Annotated in this window: 14 protein-coding genes; 5 read left to right on the top strand and 9 right to left on the bottom strand. The window is 61.6% G+C overall.

All coding sequences use genetic code 11. The annotated features are described in order from the left end of the window. Positions 1-185 precede the first annotated feature (185 nt). From sutA to glnK, 4 genes are all read right to left on the bottom strand, one after another. On the bottom strand, positions 186-518 hold the full coding sequence (gene sutA / locus LUB09_RS08430; protein ID WP_057006382.1) for a transcriptional regulator SutA: 333 nt from the start codon (positions 516-518) through the stop codon (positions 186-188). Between the two features lie 101 nt (positions 519-619). Beyond that, the gene (locus tag LUB09_RS08425; protein ID WP_209986325.1) at positions 620-1,045 is read right to left on the bottom strand and encodes a secondary thiamine-phosphate synthase enzyme YjbQ; all 426 of its coding nucleotides are present in this window, start codon (positions 1,043-1,045) and stop codon (positions 620-622) included. A 210-nt stretch (positions 1,046-1,255) separates the two neighbouring features. Continuing rightward, positions 1,256-2,593: an ammonium transporter gene (locus LUB09_RS08420; RefSeq protein ID WP_057006380.1), complete on the bottom strand. Its 1,338-nt coding sequence runs from the start codon at positions 2,591-2,593 to the stop codon at positions 1,256-1,258. 34 nt (positions 2,594-2,627) lie between these two features. Beyond that, the gene (glnK, locus tag LUB09_RS08415) at positions 2,628-2,966 is read right to left on the bottom strand and encodes a P-II family nitrogen regulator (RefSeq protein WP_002555808.1); all 339 of its coding nucleotides are present in this window, start codon (positions 2,964-2,966) and stop codon (positions 2,628-2,630) included. Positions 2,967-3,389: 423 nt separating this feature from the next. On the opposite strand from glnK, the gene LUB09_RS08410 reads away from it, so the two are divergent. Then, entirely contained in the window at positions 3,390-3,653 is a 264-nt protein-coding gene (locus LUB09_RS08410) for an accessory factor UbiK family protein (protein ID WP_209986328.1), read from the top strand. 212 nt (positions 3,654-3,865) lie between these two features. Next, entirely contained in the window at positions 3,866-5,362 is a 1,497-nt protein-coding gene (locus tag LUB09_RS08405) for a YifB family Mg chelatase-like AAA ATPase (protein ID WP_231422320.1), read from the top strand. 159 nt (positions 5,363-5,521) lie between these two features. Here the strand turns inward: LUB09_RS08405 and LUB09_RS08400 are convergent, their stop codons facing one another. Continuing rightward, positions 5,522-7,498 (bottom strand): methyl-accepting chemotaxis protein, encoded by a 1,977-nt coding sequence (locus LUB09_RS08400; protein WP_231422319.1) that lies wholly within the window; start codon positions 7,496-7,498, stop codon positions 5,522-5,524. A gap of 228 nt (positions 7,499-7,726) precedes the next feature. Here LUB09_RS08400 and LUB09_RS08395 point away from each other — a divergent pair, with 228 nt between their 5' ends. Beyond that, on the top strand, positions 7,727-9,103 hold the full coding sequence (locus LUB09_RS08395) for a NorM family multidrug efflux MATE transporter (RefSeq protein WP_231422318.1): 1,377 nt from the start codon (positions 7,727-7,729) through the stop codon (positions 9,101-9,103). A 49-nt stretch (positions 9,104-9,152) separates the two neighbouring features. On the opposite strand, the gene LUB09_RS08390 is transcribed toward LUB09_RS08395, so the two are convergent. After that, positions 9,153-10,817 (bottom strand): putative bifunctional diguanylate cyclase/phosphodiesterase, encoded by a 1,665-nt coding sequence (locus LUB09_RS08390; RefSeq protein ID WP_209986389.1) that lies wholly within the window; start codon positions 10,815-10,817, stop codon positions 9,153-9,155. Positions 10,818-11,073: 256 nt separating this feature from the next. Between LUB09_RS08390 and rep the strand changes: the two genes are divergently transcribed. Both rep and LUB09_RS08380 read left to right on the top strand, forming a co-directional pair. Beyond that, positions 11,074-13,083, top strand: coding sequence for a DNA helicase Rep (gene rep / locus LUB09_RS08385; RefSeq protein ID WP_209986392.1), 2,010 nt, complete (start codon positions 11,074-11,076; stop codon positions 13,081-13,083). Positions 13,084-13,141: 58 nt separating this feature from the next. Further along, a complete protein-coding gene (locus LUB09_RS08380; protein ID WP_003176890.1) occupies positions 13,142-13,711 on the top strand; it encodes a xanthine phosphoribosyltransferase in 570 nt (189 codons plus the stop codon). Between the two features lie 127 nt (positions 13,712-13,838). Here the strand turns inward: LUB09_RS08380 and LUB09_RS08375 are convergent, their stop codons facing one another. The 3 genes from LUB09_RS08375 to LUB09_RS08365 form a co-directional block, all read right to left on the bottom strand. Beyond that, positions 13,839-15,761, bottom strand: a complete 1,923-nt coding sequence (locus LUB09_RS08375; RefSeq protein WP_231422317.1) for an acetyl-CoA hydrolase/transferase C-terminal domain-containing protein — start codon at positions 15,759-15,761, stop codon at positions 13,839-13,841. 132 nt (positions 15,762-15,893) lie between these two features. After that, positions 15,894-16,301 carry a c-type cytochrome gene (locus LUB09_RS08370; RefSeq protein ID WP_231422316.1) on the bottom strand — a complete coding sequence of 136 codons (408 nt, stop codon included), beginning with the start codon at positions 16,299-16,301 and terminating at the stop codon, positions 15,894-15,896. An 84-nt stretch (positions 16,302-16,385) separates the two neighbouring features. Then, entirely contained in the window at positions 16,386-16,934 is a 549-nt protein-coding gene (locus LUB09_RS08365; protein ID WP_209986400.1) for a cupin domain-containing protein, read from the bottom strand. Between the last annotated feature and the right edge of the window lie 63 nt (positions 16,935-16,997).

The following is a 16,997-nucleotide window of genomic DNA, read 5'->3' as shown; positions in this document are numbered from 1 at the left end:
GTGGATGAGTCGGTGCTGATCTACAACGGGGAGCGGCCGCACTTATCCCTGAAATACAAAACGCCCGATGCGGTGCATCAGGCGTTTTGAGACTGAAACAGGTGTAAACCTATTTCAGGACTAGACACAGGCATGAAAAAGCCCGCAGCGACGGCGGGCTTTTTCCTACAGGCAGGTAGCTGACCTCAGATAGGTCGGCTGCCGTACTTGTTATCCGGTTTTTTCGGCGGATCCGCTACGACATTGGGCTCGACCTCGACCACTTTGCCGCCTTTGGCGAGGAACTCTTCCATCGCACGGGCCAGGGCATCGCGCTCTTTGTTCTTGGCTTCAACGCTCGGCAACTCGTCTACCGACACGGCAGCCTTGGCTTTGCCTTTGGCCTTGGGCGCCGCATCATCGCCACCGCCATCATCGGCCTCGTCGGCAACGTCTTCAGCCGCTGCCTCAAGACCTTCTTCGGTGTCGTCTTCATCACCTACTTCGAGGTCGTCTTGTTCCAGATCATCGTCGCTCATGTTCTACCTCATGACTTGCGAAAAGCAGATTAGTTATAGCCCAGCTTTATCCTCTGTCGAGGTCGCCGGAAAAAAATCACATCCACCGGATAACCAGTGGCTTACGCCTCGTCACCGTACAACGTGGCGAGGACTTTTCGAGCACCGCCTTGATCACGGTGCTCGCCCAGATAAACACCTTGCCAGGTCCCCATCGCCAAGCGGCCGGCGCTTACCGGCAGACTCAACTGGCAGCCCAGCAGACTGGCCTTGAAGTGCGCAGGCAGATCATCCGGTCCTTCGTCATTGTGTTCGAACCCGGAACGACCTTGCGGCACCAGCGAGTTGAAAAACCGTTCGAAGTCACGACGTACCGCCGGGTCGGCATTCTCGTTGACCGTCAACGAGGCCGAGGTGTGCTGCAGCCACAGATGCAACAGGCCCACGCGACACGACTTCAGCTCAGGCAAGCCGGCAAGCAGCTCGTCGGTCACCAGGTGAAAGCCCCGAGGCTTGGCCCGCAGGGTAATCAGGGTCTGTTGCCACATACAGTTCTCCGCCCATCGGCGCGCATTCTAGCGCGCTCTGGGAAAAAACAAAGTGCCGAATACGCCTACATGCCTGTAAGACTTTCGCACCCTTGAAAGCACCGAGTGCGCCCCATTACAAACTCGGCGCAAAAACCGGTACAGCATGTTATGACTGACAAACGCCAGACAAAAAAATGCCCGGCAAGCCGGGCAGTTTTTTTCGCATGCTTACAAGTTGTAACCACGCTCGTTGTGTTGCGCCAGGTCAAGGCCCACCGCCTCTTCTTCTTCGGTAACCCGCAGGCCCATGACCATGTCGAGTACCTTGAGGATGACGAAGGTCACAATGGCTGTGTAGATCACCGTGAAACCGACGCCTTTGCACTGAATCCAGACCTGTGCAGCGATGTCGGTCACAGTGCCGAAGCCGCCCAATGCAGGGGCTGCGAATACACCGGTGAGGATCGCACCAACGATACCGCCGATACCGTGCACGCCGAAGGCGTCCAGGGAGTCGTCGTAGCCCAGTTTGCGCTTGAGCGTGGTGGCGCAGAAGAAGCAGATGACACCGGCCGCCAGGCCGATGATCAGCGCGCCCATCGGGCCCACGGTACCGGCAGCCGGCGTAACGGCAACCAGACCGGCGACAACACCCGAGGCAATACCCAGTGCGCTTGGCTTACCGTGCGCGATCCACTCGGCGAACATCCAGCCCAGCGCCGCGGCAGCGGTAGCGATCTGGGTCACCAGCATCGCCATGCCAGCGGTGCCATTGGCCGCAGCCGCGGAACCGGCGTTGAAACCGAACCAGCCGATCCACAGCATCGCCGCGCCCACCAGCGTGTAACCCAGGTTGTGCGGAGCCATCGGGGTGGTCGGGAAACCTTTACGCTTGCCGAGCACGATGCACGCCACCAGGCCAGCCACACCGGCGTTGATGTGCACCACGGTGCCGCCGGCGAAGTCCAGCACGCCCCAGTCCCACAGCAGGCCGCCATTACCACTCCAGACCATGTGCGCAATCGGCGCATAGACCAGGGTGAACCAGATGGCCATGAAGATCAGCATCGCGGAGAATTTCATGCGCTCGGCGAATGCACCGACGATCAGCGCCGGGGTGATGATGGCGAAGGTCATCTGGAAGGTGATGAACACTGCTTCGGGGAACAGCGCCGCAGGCCCGGTGATGCTGGCCGGGGTCACGCCCGCCAGGAACGCCTTGCCCATGCCGCCGAAGAAGGAGTTGAAGTTGACCACGCCCTGTTCCATACCGGTGGTATCGAACGCGATGCTGTAGCCGTAGACGACCCACAGGATGCTGATCAGGCCAGTGATGGCAAAGCACTGCATCATCACCGACAGAATATTTTTGGAGCGGACCATGCCGCCGTAGAACAGCGCAAGGCCCGGGATGGTCATGAACAGCACCAGGGCGGTGGCGGTCAGCATCCAGGCGGTGTCGCCGGAGTTGAGGACTGGAGCCGCCACTTCGTCTGCCGCCATGGCCAGGCTTGGCATTACGATGGACAACAGGGCTCCGAGCCCTGCGAGTTTACGCAGAGTCATATTGTTTTCTCCTGGGGCGTTGGGGTTTGGCGGCTTAGATTGCGTCGGTATCGGTTTCGCCGGTACGGATGCGAATAGCCTGTTCCAGATTGACCACGAAGATCTTGCCGTCACCGATCTTGCCGGTGTTGGCGGCCTTGGTTATCGCTTCGATAACCCGGTCAAGATCCTTGTCGTCAATGGCGACATCAATCTTCACCTTCGGCAGGAAATCCACCACGTATTCCGCGCCGCGATACAGCTCGGTGTGACCCTTCTGCCGACCGAAGCCTTTGACCTCAGTAACGGTAATGCCCTGCACGCCGATCTCGGACAATGACTCGCGGACATCGTCCAACTTGAACGGCTTGATGATGGCAGTGACTAGCTTCATGAAAACTCTCTCCCGAATTGGTGGACTTGCCCCAGGAAAACAAACCCGACTCAAGTCTAAGCGCAGTGCCTGGCTTTGTAACGCATCGTTGCCTCGGCATTCACCGTTGCAACGCAAGCAAACCACTGGTGACGAAACCTGTACCCCTGATCCATCGGCGCACTGCATTCGTCACAACGACTGCATCAGTGCATGGGTCATGATCGACTAAGCAGAAACCTTGCCAGCTCCGTAAAAACCACTTAAATCAGCCATTTGCCCGTTTATGCCGCAACGCACGTGAGCCTGGCGGTCGCAATGCGCACAAAAACAGTGCGCAGCCGCCCGGCGCGATGCGCGAAAAGCGTGCGTCTGCGCGTTTGAAAAAGACTATAGACGCTGCGTGATACACTGCCGGCCAACAGTTATTCCGGAATATTTCCCATGCTCGCGCCCAAAGACTTCCTCGACGCCCTGAGCGGCCACGCCTCTCGCCTGTTCAGCGGCGACACCCCGCTGCCCCGCAATGAAATCGAAAGCCAGTTCAAGGCATTGCTGCAAAGTGGCTTCAGCAAACTCGACCTGGTAAGCCGCGAAGAATTTGACAGCCAGATGGTGGTATTGGCCCGCACGCGTGCGCGGTTGGAGAGCCTGGAGGCGAAGGTGGCGGAGCTGGAGGCGCGGCTGACACCCACTGCCGCTGAATAACCGCGAAAATTGCGGGAGGGCTGGCTCCCAATATCGGCGTGTCATACACCCCATAGACGCCTGACACACTGCCATCGGGAGCCAGCCCCTCCCACATTTATCCTGTGTCGTGCACCGGATACGTTCTGTAAAACCTCCTCGCCTCGCTCTGTCCAGTCTCGTCTACCCTTGAAAAACCCGCACAAAGCGGCCATCCATTTCAAGGAACGAGCATGTCCCTCGCCATCGTCCACAGCCGCGCCCAGGTTGGCGTCGAAGCGCCTGCCGTCACCGTCGAGGTGCATATGGCCAATGGTTTGCCGTCCCTGACGCTGGTGGGGTTGCCCGAAACCGCCGTCAAGGAAAGCAAGGACCGCGTACGCAGCGCCATTCTCAATTCGGCCCTGCAATACCCGTCGCGCCGCATCACCCTCAACCTCGCGCCCGCCGACCTGCCCAAGGACGGCGGGCGTTTTGATTTAGCGATTGCGCTGGGCATTCTGGCGGCCAGTGTGCAGGTGCCGACGTTGATGCTCGATGACGTGGAGTGCCTCGGGGAATTGGCGTTGTCCGGCGAGGTGCGCGCCGTCAAAGGCGTGCTGCCGGCGGCGCTGGCTGCGCGCAAGGCCGGGCGCACCTTGATAGTGCCGCGGGCGAATGCCGAGGAGGCCTGCCTGGCATCGGGGTTGAAGGTCATAGCGGTGGATCACCTGTTGCAGGTGGTCGCGCACCTGAATGGGCATGTGCCGATTGAGCCCTACAAGTCAGACGGCTTGCAGTACCTGAACAAGCCGTATCCGGACCTGAGCGAAGTGCAGGGCCAGCTCTCGGCCAAGCGCGCCTTGCTGATCGCGGCGGCGGGCGCGCATAACCTGCTGCTCAGCGGCCCGCCCGGCACCGGCAAGACCTTGCTCGCCAGTCGCCTGCCCGGTCTGTTACCCCCGCTGAGTGAGCAGGAGGCGCTGGAAGTCGCGGCGATTCAATCGGTCGTCAGCCTGGCGCCCTTGAGCCATTGGCCCAATCGCCCGTTTCGCCAACCCCATCACTCTGCATCCGGCCCGGCGCTGGTGGGCGGCGGGTCAAAACCGCAACCGGGTGAAATCACCCTGGCGCACCATGGCGTGCTGTTCCTTGATGAATTGCCGGAGTTTGATCGCAAGGTGCTGGAGGTGCTGCGCGAACCTTTGGAGTCGGGACACATCGTGATCTCCCGTGCCCGCGACCGCGTGAGCTTCCCGGCGCGCTTTCAACTGGTGGCGGCGATGAACCCGTGCCCCTGCGGGTATATGGGTGAGCCCAGTGGTCGCTGTCGCTGTACGCCGGAACAGGTTCAGCGCTATCGCAACAAGCTCTCCGGACCGTTGCTGGACCGGATCGACCTGCACCTGACAGTGGCACGGGAGACCACAGCGCTCAACCCCATTCAACACGGCGGTGACACAACAGCCACCGCCTCGGCGCGAGTAGCCGAGGCCCGTGAGCGTCAACAGCAACGCCAGGGGTGTGCAAATGCCTTTCTGGACCTGCCGGGATTGCGCGAGCATTGCACGCTGGCAAAGGTCGACGAGCGCTGGCTGGAGACGGCCTGCGAACGGCTGACGTTGTCCCTGCGTGCGGCGCATCGGCTGCTCAAGGTGGCGCGCACGCTGGCGGACCTGGAACAACAAGACGCCATCGCGCGTCACCATCTGCAAGAGGCACTGCAATACCGCCCGGCAGCACTCACTTGAGCCTTGGCGCAGGCTCAACTGTGGGAGCGGGCTTGCCCGCGGAGACGTCGGCCCAGCCAACATTGACGTTGACTGATCCACCGCTGTCGCGGGCAAGCCCGCTCCTACAGGGGGCATTAGGGCAAGCCCCCTCCCACAGTTGATTGTGTCTGTAAGGTCTTAGCGGAACCGGTCCACTTCATGGCGCAAGCCTGCCGCCAACGTCTCCAGCTCCTTGGCGGTAATCGCCAGGTTCGACACCACTTCGCGCTGCTCGCTGTTGGCCATCGCAATGCTCTGCAGATTGCTGCTGAGCAGCGTCGCAGTGCTGCTCTGCTCTTGGGTAGCCGTGGTGATGGCGGCAAACTGCTGACCGGCCGAGCGGCTTTGCTCGTCGATACGCGCCAGGGCCGAGGCCACGTCGGCGTTGCGCGACAGGCCTTCCTGCATCAGGACATTGCCTTGTTCCATGGTGCTGATGGCGTTACCGGTTTCCTGCTGGATGCTCTGGATCATCACGGAAATTTCATCGGTGGCCTGGCGGGTGCGCGAGGCCAGGTTGCGCACCTCGTCGGCGACCACGGCGAAGCCACGGCCTTGCTCACCGGCGCGGGCAGCTTCGATGGCCGCGTTGAGCGCCAGCAGGTTGGTCTGTTCGGCGATGGCGGTGATCACACCGACAATGCCGCCGATTTCCTCGGAGCGCTGGCCGAGGGTATTGATCACCGTGGCGGTGCTGTTCAGGGCGGTGGCGATATGTTCCAGAGACGACGACGCCTCTTGCATCGAGGTACGGCCGATGCGGGTTTGCTGGGCGTTTTCCTGGGCGAGACGCTCGGTGTTGCCCATGTTGTCGGCGATGTTCAGGGAGGTGGCGCTGAACTCCTCCACCGCGCCGGCCATGCTGGTGATCTCACCCGACTGCTGCTCCATGCCTTCATAGGCACTGCCCGACAACCCGGACAACGCCTGGGCACGGCTGTTGACCTCTTCGGCCGCCTTGCGGATCTGCGACACCATGGTCGACAGCGCTTCGCCCATCTGGTTGAAGCTGCGCGCCAACTGGCCGATCTCGTCATGGCTGGAGACGTTGAGGCGTGCGCTCAAATCGCCCGCACCCAAGGCTTCGGCCTGACGCACCAGGTCGCTCAGCGGCGCCAGCTTGCTGCGCAACAGCCACACGATTGCGCCCACCGCCAGCAACATCGCCAGCACACTGCCGATCACCAGCCGCATGCCGACTTCCCAGGTCACGGCACGAATTTCGGCTTTCGGCATGCTCGCCACCACGGCCCAGGGGCCGCCTTCGAAGGGCACCGACACGCTGTAGAAATCTTCGTTTTTGTCACTCCAGAAGCGGCCGGCGCCAGGCTTTTTCGCCAGGTCCAGCATCACCGGCACGGCTTGATCCGGCGCCTGCACGCCAGCGGGCGGCACCAGCCAGTGCTTCTGTTCGTCGAGCAGGGCCAGGGAACCGGTCTGGCCGATGCGGAAGCGCTTGAGGTTTTCGAACTGCGCGGCCTGCGCATCGGTGTAGTCAAAGCCGATGAACAGCACGGCGATGACCTTGCCGCTGCTGTCGCGCACCGGGCTGTACTGAGTCATGTAGGAGCGGTCGAACAACACGGCGCGGCCGATATAGACCTGGCCATTGAGCACTCGCTGATAGGCCGGGCCCTGGCGGTCCAGCACGGTGCCGATGGCGCGGCTGCCGTCCTGCTTGGTCAGGGAGGTGCTGACGCGGATGAAGTCGTCGCCGCTGCGCACGAACACCGTGGCCACACCGCCGGACATCTGCTTGAACTCATCCACTTCCGTGAAGTTGTTGTTGAGCACATCGCTGCCCAGCAACAGGCTCGGGGTCTGCACGCCGCCCACGGCGATCATCTGATCGGCGCGCACGCTCAACCCGGCGCTGAAGCGCTGTTCAAACAGGCCGGTGAGGCGCTGCGTGCTCTCGCGCAGGGTGCTGTGGAAGGTATTGAGCTGATCGGCGAGCAATCGCGCCTCGCTGGCCAGATGCTCCTCGCGGGTGGCAAGGTTGGCGGAGTCGAGAGAACGCAAGGCGAAAACGGTACTGCCGCCGATGGCGACAGCCAGAATCACGGCCAATGCGAGACCTAACTGTGAGGCAATCCGGGCGCGAGGTTGAGACATGACAGCTCCTGACCGAGGCCAGGATCATCCTGATCTCATAGCGATGCTCGGCAAATTATCTAGTGGGAAACGTCGGGGTGAAGGTCCGACACACCTACTTCGGCGGGGTTTGCCAATACTTGAGAGAATCAAGGGGCATTACGCAAACGATTGCATTCATCTCTTTTTACAATTGCGCGCAAAGCACCGAGAATCCCCCTTCGCCATCCTTCCGCCTTTTCGAGTGTGATGATCATGCAGCCTGCGGCACGTACCGAACTCTGGGCCATTCTGCGGTTGTCAGGGCCGTTGATCGCCTCACAGCTGGCGCACATGCTGATGGTGCTGACCGACACCTTGATGATGGCCCGCCTGAGCCCGGAAGCCCTGGCCGGTGGTGGCCTGGGCGCGGCGACTTATTCGTTCGTGGCGATTTTCTGCATCGGCGTGATTGCGGCGGTGGGCACGCTGGTCGCCATTCGTCATGGTGCAGGGGATATCGAAGGCGCCACCCGCCTGACCCAGGCCGGGCTGTGGCTCGCCTGGTTGATGGCTCTGGCGGCGGCCTTGCTGTTGTGGAACCTCAAGCCGGTGCTGCTGATGTTCGGCCAGACCGAAACCAACGTGCATTCGGCGGGGCAGTTCCTGACCCTGCTGCCGTTCGCCCTGCCCGGCTACCTGAGCTTCATGGCCTTGCGCGGCTTCACCAGCGCCATCGGCAAGGCGACGCCCGTGATGGTGATCAGCCTGGGCGGCACGGTGGTCAACTACCTGCTCAACCATGCATTGATCGAAGGCATGTTCGGCCTGCCCAAGCTCGGCCTGATGGGCATCGGCCTGGTGACTGCCATTGTCGCCAATGGCATGGCGCTGGCCCTGATGGCGTACATCCGCAGCAACCGCGTCTATGCCGCCTACCCGCTGAGCACCGGCCTGCTGCGCCTCAATACCCATTACCTGCGCGAGCTATGGCGCCTGGGCCTGCCGATTGGCGGCACCTATGCGGTGGAGGTCGGGCTGTTCGCCTTTGCGGCGCTGTGCATGGGCACCATGGGCAGCACGCAGTTGGCGGCGCATCAGATTGCCCTGCAGATCGTCTCGGTGGCGTTCATGGTACCGGCGGGTATGTCCTACGCGGTGACCATGCGCATCGGCCAGCACTACGGCGCCGGGCAATTGCTGAAGGTGCGTACGGCCGGGCGCGTAGGCATGGGCTTTGGCGGCGTGGTGATGCTGGGGTTTGCCGGGGTTTTGTGGCTGTATTCCGACCCGCTGATTGGTCTGTTTCTCGACCACAACGACCCGGCGTTCCACGATGTGATCGTACTGGCCGTCAGCCTGCTGGCCGTGGCGGCCTGGTTCGAACTGTTCGACGGTGTGCAAACCATCGCCATGGGCTGCATCCGTGGGCTCAAGGACGCCAAGACCACCTTTCTGGTGGGGCTCGGTTGCTACTGGCTGATCGGCGCACCGTCGGCGTGGTTGATGGCGTTCACCTTTGGCTGGGGGCCGACAGGGGTGTGGTGGGGGCTGGCGCTGGGATTGGCGTGTGCGGCGGTGAGCCTGACTTGGGCGTTTGAAGCGAAGATCAAGCGGATGATTCGGCAGGCGGCACTGCCTGGTTAAAACGGTGGGAAGCGGCTTGCTCTCTCCCACCGTTTATGGGGTTTGCACGTCAGCCCAGTTGCGCCTGCTGGCCCTTGCCGTGAGTCAAATACTGCACCAACTCCGGCAACGGTAACGGCTTGCTGATCAGGTAGCCCTGGGCCTGGTCGCAGCCGAACAGGCGCAGCAACGCCAGTTGCTCCGGCGTTTCCACGCCTTCGGCCACCACTTCCAGGTTGAGGTTGTGGGCCAGGTTGATCATGGCGTGGACCAGCTTGCGGTTCTCTTCGCGCTCTTCCATGCCGCCGACAAAGCTCTTGTCGACCTTCAGCAAGGCAATCGGCAGGCTGTTGAGGTGCACGAACGACGAAAAGCCAGTGCCAAAGTCGTCCAGGGAAAACCGCACGCCGAGGCGGCCGAGGGCGTCCATGGTCTGCTTGACCAGGTCGCTGCGGCGCATCACGGCGGTTTCGGTCAGCTCGAATTCCAGCCATTGCGCTTCCACGCCACGCTCGGTGATCAGCCGACTGAGGGTGGACAGCAACTGGCTGTCCTGGAACTGGCGAAACGACAGGTTGACCGCCATGTGCAGCGGCGGCAGGCCGCGTTCGCGCAGGTCCTGCATGTCGCGCAGGGCGCGGGAGATCACCCAGTAACCCAGCGGCACGATCAGGCCGCTCTGTTCGGCCAGGGGCACGAATTCGCTGGGCGCCAGCAGCCCGCGCTCGCCGTGGCGCCAGCGCACCAGGGCTTCGAGGCCGACGATACGGCCGTCGCCCAGGTCCAGGCGCGGCTGGTAATGCAGTTCCAGCTCGTCACGGCGCAAGGCGCGGCGCAGTTCGCTTTCGAGGTCGGCAAGGCTGCGCGCATTACGGTTGATGCGCTCGTTGAAGATATGAAAGGTGCAGCCCTGGGTGCTCTTGGCTTGCTGCATGGCGATGTGCGCATGCCACATCAACGGGTCGGCGCCAGCGCGCGCGCGGGCATGGGCCACGCCCAGGCTGCAGCCGATCAGCAGGCTTTCACCGTCTACCCAGTAAGGCTCGGCCATGACCTCGGTGATGCGCTCGGCCATCCATTCGGCGCGCTGAGGGGCGCGGCGGGTGTCGATCAACAGGGCGAATTCGTCGCTGCCCAGGCGTGCCAACTGGTCGCCGGCTTCGAGTTGGCTCTTGAGCCGTGAGACCACTTGCAGGATCAGCCGGTCGCCGGCCTGATGGCCGAGGGCGTCGTTGGCATGGCGGAAGTTGTCGAGGTCCAGATGACCGAGAGCCAGGCCGCGTCCTTCATTGTCGGCCAGCCGCGCCGCCAACAGGGTCTGGAAGCCCTGGCGGTTGGCGATCCCGGTGAGCGGGTCCTGCTCGGCCAGACGCTGCAGCGTGTGTTCGAGCACGCCACGTTCACGCACATGGCGCAGGCAACGGCGCACCGTGCCGGCGTCCAGTGCATCGCGCACCAGCCAGTCACTGACCCCCAGCGGCGAAACCAGCGGCTCCTGCTCCAGCAACAATACGCACGGCAGGCTGCAGCGGCCTGGCCCGGGTTGCAGGCCGGGGGTGGTCAACAACACGGCGCTGTGGTCGTCATCGAACAGACGGCTCACCGAGTCCCAGTTGGGCGCGCTGATCAACACAGCTGCGTCGCCCATCGGCGCCAGGCACTCGCGCAACAAGGCTGCCCACTCAGGCGCATCGGACAGCAGCAGCAAACGCAAGGGTTCGACAGGCGTAGCCAAGCTAGCTCCCTAGACTCTGCAAAATTTCGTTGGCGGCGGGCATTATGACGTGCGGCCTGATAATCACCAATGATAGGGGTTATCAAATACGCAAGTTGTCAGAAAAAGTCCTGAAAACGCGTCACATCCTGCGGCAAAGTAACAAAACCGGCAAATTTAGATCGAGTGGTACGTCACACCGTCGATCCAGAGCAGCAGAATCTTGCCAGCCTGTTAAAATGCCCGCCCTTTTGAACAACGACTTCCCGAATTCTGTATGTCCCGACTCAATCCCCGGCAGCAAGAAGCCGTGAACTACGTCGGCGGCCCTCTATTGGTGCTCGCCGGCGCGGGCTCCGGCAAGACCAGCGTGATCACCCGCAAGATCGCGCACCTGATCCAGAACTGCGGCATCCGTGCCCAGTACATCGTCGCCATGACCTTTACCAACAAGGCGGCGCGGGAAATGAAAGAGCGCGTCGGCACCCTGCTCAAGGGTGGCGAAGGCCGTGGGCTCACCGTGTGTACGTTCCACAACCTGGGGCTGAACATCATCCGCAAGGAGCATGCGCGGCTGGGCTATAAGCCGGGCTTTTCGATCTTCGACGAGACGGACGTCAAGTCGCTGATGACCGACATCATGCAGAAGGAATACGCGGGCGACGACGGCGTCGACGAGATCAAGAACATGATCGGGTCGTGGAAAAACGACCTGATCCTGCCTGCCGAGGCGCTGGAAGCGGCGCGCAATCCCAAGGAGCAGACCGCCGCCATCGTCTACACCCACTACCAGCGCACGCTCAAGGCGTTCAACGCGGTGGACTTCGACGACTTGATCCTGCTGCCGGTAAAGCTGTTCCAGGAACACAAGGACATCCTCGAAAAGTGGCAGAACAAGGTGCGCTACCTGCTGGTGGACGAATACCAGGACACCAACGCCAGCCAGTACTTGCTGGTGAAGCTGCTGATCGGCACGCGCAACCAGTTCACCGTGGTCGGCGACGATGACCAGTCGATCTACGCCTGGCGCGGCGCCCGCCCGGAAAACCTGATGCTGCTCAAGGACGACTACCCGTCGTTGAAAGTCGTCATGCTGGAGCAGAACTACCGCTCCACCAGCCGCATCCTGCGGTGCGCCAACGTGCTGATCTCCAACAACCCTCACGCGTTTGAAAAACAGCTGTGGAGCGAGATGGGCCATGGCGACGAGATCCGCGTGATCCGCTGCCGCAACGAAGACGCCGAAGCCGAGCGCGTGGCGGTTGAACTGCTCACGCTGCACCTGCGGACCGACCGGCCCTACAGCGATTTCGCCATCCTGTATCGCGGCAACTACCAGGCCAAACTGATCGAGTTGAAGCTGCAGCACCATCAGATTCCCTATCGCCTGTCGGGCGGCAACAGCTTCTTCGGGCGCCAGGAAGTCAAAGACCTGATGGCCTACTTCCGGCTGATCGTGAACCCCGATGACGACAACGCCTTCCTGCGGGTGATCAACGTCCCACGCCGGGAAATCGGCTCGACTACACTGGAAAAGCTCGGTAACTACGCCACCGAACGCAAGATCTCGATGTACGCCGCCACCGATGAAATCGGCCTGGGCGAGCACCTGGACACGCGCTTCACCGATCGCCTGGCGCGCTTCAAGCGCTTCATGGACAAGGTGCGTGAACAATGCGCCGGCGAAGACCCGATCAGCGCCCTGCGCAGCATGGTCATGGACATCGATTACGAGAACTGGCTGCGTACCAACAGCTCCAGCGACAAGGCCGCGGATTACCGCATGGGCAACGTCTGGTTCCTGATCGACGCGCTGAAGAACACCCTGGAAAAAGACGAAGACGGCGAAATGACCGTCGAGGACGCCATCGGCAAGCTGGTGCTGCGCGACATGCTCGAGCGCCAGCAGGAAGAGGAAGACGGCGCCGAAGGCGTGCAGATGATGACCTTGCATGCCTCCAAAGGCCTGGAATTTCCCTACGTGTTCATCATGGGCATGGAGGAGGAAATCCTCCCGCACCGTTCCAGCATCGAAGCCGACACCATTGAGGAAGAACGCCGACTGGCCTATGTGGGCATTACCCGCGCACGTCAGACGCTGGCCTTCACCTTTGCCGCCAAGCGCAAGCAATACGGCGAAATCATCGATTGCGCCCCCAGCCGGTTCCTGGACGAACTGCCGCCGGACGATCTGGCCTGGGAAGGCAACGACGACACCCCGACCGAGGTCAAGGCCGTTCGCGGCAACACTGCCCTGGCCGACATACGCGCGATGTTAAAGCGCTAGAATCGACTACTTTTTAATCTACTTTCGGCGCAGACCGCGCCATTAGAGGAAGCTTTCCGTGGAAGCACTGCACAAGAAAATTCGCGAAGAAGGCATCGTGCTTTCCGATCAGGTTCTCAAGGTCGACGCCTTCTTGAACCACCAGATCGATCCGGCGCTGATGAAACTGATCGGCGACGAGTTCGCCGCGCTGTTCAAGGATTCGGGCATTACCAAGATCGTCACCATCGAAGCCTCGGGCATCGCGCCGGCGATCATGACCGGCCTGAACCTCGGCGTGCCGGTGATTTTCGCCCGCAAGCAGCAGTCCCTGACCCTGACTGAAAATCTGCTGTCGGCGACCGTGTATTCCTTCACCAAGAAGACCGAAAGCACCGTGGCCATTTCGCCGCGCCACTTGACCAGCAGCGACCGCGTACTGGTGATCGATGACTTTTTGGCCAATGGCAAGGCCTCCCAGGCACTGATCTCGATCATCAAGCAGGCCGGCGCGACCGTTGCCGGGCTGGGCATCGTGATCGAGAAGTCGTTCCAGGGCGGCCGTGCGGAACTCGATGCGCAGGGTTATCGGGTTGAATCGCTGGCGCGGGTGAAATCCCTGGCCGGTGGTGTCGTCACCTTCATCTGAGCCAACACCGCTCTAAAAAGTGGGAGGGGGTTTGCTCCCGATAGCAGAGTGTCAGTCACCGAATGTACGACTGATACACCGCCATCGGGAGCAAGCCCCCTCGCACATTTGGTTTTGTGTGAGTCTTTCAGTGTGCCGTGGCCTGGAGGCCCGCGAGCAGCAGGCGCTGATACAGGTCTTCTTTTAACCCCTCGGGCTTGTTCAGGCGCATCCGCTCCAGGTGCCTGGGAAAGGCCTGCGGCTCCGGCGCATCCAGCGCCGCACGGCCCAACTCAAGAATCTCCGTCAGCTTGAATTTGCTCTTGAGCCAATTCAGCGCGCGCAACAGATCCCGTTCTTCGTCGGTAAAATCCGTGCCCAGCGGGTACTCAGGGAACAACCGGCCATGCTGTGCCTGAATCGCTTTCAAGCGCTCCGGCGTGTTGTCACGAAAGCGCGGATCCAGCTGGAAATCCCTGGGCAACTTGCCGGCCTTTTGCGCGCGCTCGATCAGGTCACCCTGGAACCGTGAGTCGGTGATATTGAGCAGCGCCTCGATCACCTGGGCATCGGTCTGACCCCGCAGGTCGGCGATACCGTACTCGGTGATGACGATATCGCGCAGGTGCCGAGGAATGGTGCAGTGGCCATATTCCCAGACGATATTGGAGCTGACCTCCCCCGCCGACTCGCGCCAGCTGCGCAGGATCAGGATCGAGCGTGCACCTTCCAGCGCATGCCCTTGGGCGACGAAGTTGTACTGCCCGCCGACGCCGCTGAGTACCCGGCCGTCTTCAAGCTGGTCAGCCACGCCGGCGCCGAGCAGGGTCACCATGATCGCGCTGTTGATGAACCGCGCATCCAGGCGTTGCAAGCGCTTGAGTTCTTCCTGGCCATACAGTTCGTTGATGTAGCTGATGCGCGTCATGTTGAATTCAAGGCGCTTGGCGTGCGTCATTTCCTGCAGGCGCTGGTAAAAACTGCGCGGGCCCAGGAAGAAGCCGCCGTGAACCGACACACCGTCGGGCTGCGCCGCATCATCGAGCAGGCCGGCGTTGGCCTGCTCCTGAGTCGCCACATCCGGGTAGACCTTGCGCCGTATGATCCCGGCATCCGCCAGCACCAGCAGGCCGTTGACGAACATTTCGCTGCAGCCGTAGAGGCCACGGACGAAGGGATCGACACCGCCTTCACGGCTGATCAGGCGTGCCCACTGGTACACATTCAGGTCGGTAAGCAGCAGACGGTAGGCCTCGTTATCGGCCTGGCGCGCGAGCAAGGCGGCGGTCAATGCGTCGCCCATGGAGCCGATGCCGATCTGCAGCGTGCCGCCATCGCGCACCAGGGTGCTGGCATGCACGCCGATAAAGTGGTCCTGGAAGCCCACCGGCATATTGGGCGTGGAGAACAGCGTGGTGTTGTCTTTCTCGTCGAGCAGGTAATCGAAGGCGTCCATGCCCAGCTCGGCATCGCCGGGCATGTAGGGCAAATCGCTGTGCACTTGGCCGACGACGAGAATGGTTTCCCCGGCTTCGCGGCGCTTGGCGATCATTGGCAACAGGTCGAGGGAAATATCCGGGTTGCAGCTCAGACTCAGGCGGTCGGGATGCTCAGGGCTGCTGGCGACCAGTTGCGCCACCAGGTTCAGCCCGGCGGCATTGATATCGCGCGCCGCGTGGCTGTAGTTGCTGCTGACGTAATCCTGCTGCGCGGCCGCACTGTGCAGCAGGCTGCCGGGCTGCATGAAAAACTGCTGCACGCGGATGTTCTTCGGCAGGCTGTCCTTGTTCAGGTCAGCGAGGAAATCCAGCTCGGGGTAATCGCCAAACACGCGCTCGATGAAGGGTTCGAGGAAGCGTTTCTGCAAGCCGTCGCCCATCGTCGGGCGGCCCAGGCTGAGTGCGGTGTAGACAGTCAAGGCGCGGTCCGGCAGCGTGGCGATGCGCCGGTAAAGCGCATTGACGAACTGATTGGGTTTGCCCAGACCCAGGGGGATGCCCAGGTGGATATGCGCCGGCAACCGCGCCAGTACGTCGTCAACTGCTTGCTCGATTGAACACAACTGCACCATCCGACCCTCCTGACATTCCATGATGTGGGGTTGGACCGAGATTGCCGGGTCTTTGCTGCAATGAACAGCATCGAAACACAAATGACGCTCACAAAAAAGCCACGGCGCAGCGGCTTTTTGACGAAGATCGGACTATTTCAGCCCAGACATTTTCTCGATGGCGCCCTTGAGTTCGTTATCCGAGCAATCCCCGCAGGTGCCCTTGGGCGGCATGGCATTGATACCGGTGATGGCTTTGGCAAGCAAGCCATCAAGACCTCCCTGCTCCTGGGCGCGTTTACCCCAGTCTGCCGCATCGCCAATTTTCGGCGCGTTCAACAGGCCGGCGCTGTGACATGCGGTGCAATGCTGGGCGATCACCTCATCCGGCGTTCTCGCACTGGCGCCGCCCGCTGTTACGGCAACGTCCGTGCCTGTGCAGGCCTTACCCTGAACGCACACCTGGCCTACAGGCTCCAGGCGCTTGGCAATGTCGTCGTCGGTTGCCGCCTGGGCGCTGAACGCCCACAGGGCCAATAAAGTGGCTGGTGCAGCCAGCATTCTGCTGATCCGGTTCACGCGTTCACCCTCATGGTGGCTGTTCACGCCTGCGGCCAGGGTTTCGCAGGCAGCGCGCCTCGTTGCTTAAAAATTCGCGGGGGTGGCTGCGCTGATCAGTCGCGCCGGCACGTCGAACGGGTTGCGAAAACGATGAGGTCTGCTGCTCTCGAAGTAGTAGCTATCGCCCGCTTCGAGCACAAACGTTTCAAGACCGACCACCAACTCCAGACGCCCTTCCACCAGGATCCCGGTTTCTTCGCCTTCGTGGGTGAGCATTTCTTCGCCCGTGTCGGCGCCCGGCGGGTAGATCTCGTTGAGAAACGCAATCGCCCGGCTGGGGTGCGCCCGGCCGACCAGCTTCATGGTGACGGCGCCGTCGGAAATGTCGATCAGCTCGTGGGCCTTGTAGACGATCTGCGTGGGGACTTCCTGGAGAATCTCCTCGGAAAAGAACTCGACCATGGACATGGGGATGCCGCCCAGCACCTTGCGCAAGGAGCTGATCGAGGGGCTGACGCTGTTTTTTTCGATCATCGAAATGGTGCTATTGGTGACACCCGCGCGCTTGGCAAGCTCACGCTGGGAAAGACCTTTGAGTTTACGGATGGATTGCAGTCGTTCGCCGACGTCCAATGCTGGTGCCTCCTGGGATTCAGGCTTTGTTGTAGTTGAGCGTTATCATGGCGACAGCGTTCA

The organism is Pseudomonas sp. Leaf59, from assembly GCF_920984685.1.
Classification (GTDB): domain Bacteria; phylum Pseudomonadota; class Gammaproteobacteria; order Pseudomonadales; family Pseudomonadaceae; genus Aquipseudomonas.
This window is presented reverse-complemented; position numbering and strand designations above follow the sequence as displayed.

Coding starts and splice junctions, on each gene's coding strand:
- sutA (WP_057006382.1), bottom strand. CDS start 518: ATGAGCGACGATGATCTGGAACAAGACGACCTCGAAGTAGGTGATGAA.
- LUB09_RS08425 (WP_209986325.1), bottom strand. CDS start 1,045: ATGTGGCAACAGACCCTGATTACCCTGCGGGCCAAGCCTCGGGGCTTT.
- LUB09_RS08420 (WP_057006380.1), bottom strand. CDS start 2,593: ATGACTCTGCGTAAACTCGCAGGGCTCGGAGCCCTGTTGTCCATCGTA.
- glnK (WP_002555808.1), bottom strand. CDS start 2,966: ATGAAGCTAGTCACTGCCATCATCAAGCCGTTCAAGTTGGACGATGTC.
- LUB09_RS08410 (WP_209986328.1), top strand. CDS start 3,390: ATGCTCGCGCCCAAAGACTTCCTCGACGCCCTGAGCGGCCACGCCTCT.
- LUB09_RS08405 (WP_231422320.1), top strand. CDS start 3,866: ATGTCCCTCGCCATCGTCCACAGCCGCGCCCAGGTTGGCGTCGAAGCG.
- LUB09_RS08400 (WP_231422319.1), bottom strand. CDS start 7,498: ATGTCTCAACCTCGCGCCCGGATTGCCTCACAGTTAGGTCTCGCATTG.
- LUB09_RS08395 (WP_231422318.1), top strand. CDS start 7,727: ATGATCATGCAGCCTGCGGCACGTACCGAACTCTGGGCCATTCTGCGG.
- rep (WP_209986392.1), top strand. CDS start 11,074: ATGTCCCGACTCAATCCCCGGCAGCAAGAAGCCGTGAACTACGTCGGC.
- LUB09_RS08375 (WP_231422317.1), bottom strand. CDS start 15,761: ATGGTGCAGTTGTGTTCAATCGAGCAAGCAGTTGACGACGTACTGGCG.
- LUB09_RS08370 (WP_231422316.1), bottom strand. CDS start 16,301: ATGCTGGCTGCACCAGCCACTTTATTGGCCCTGTGGGCGTTCAGCGCC.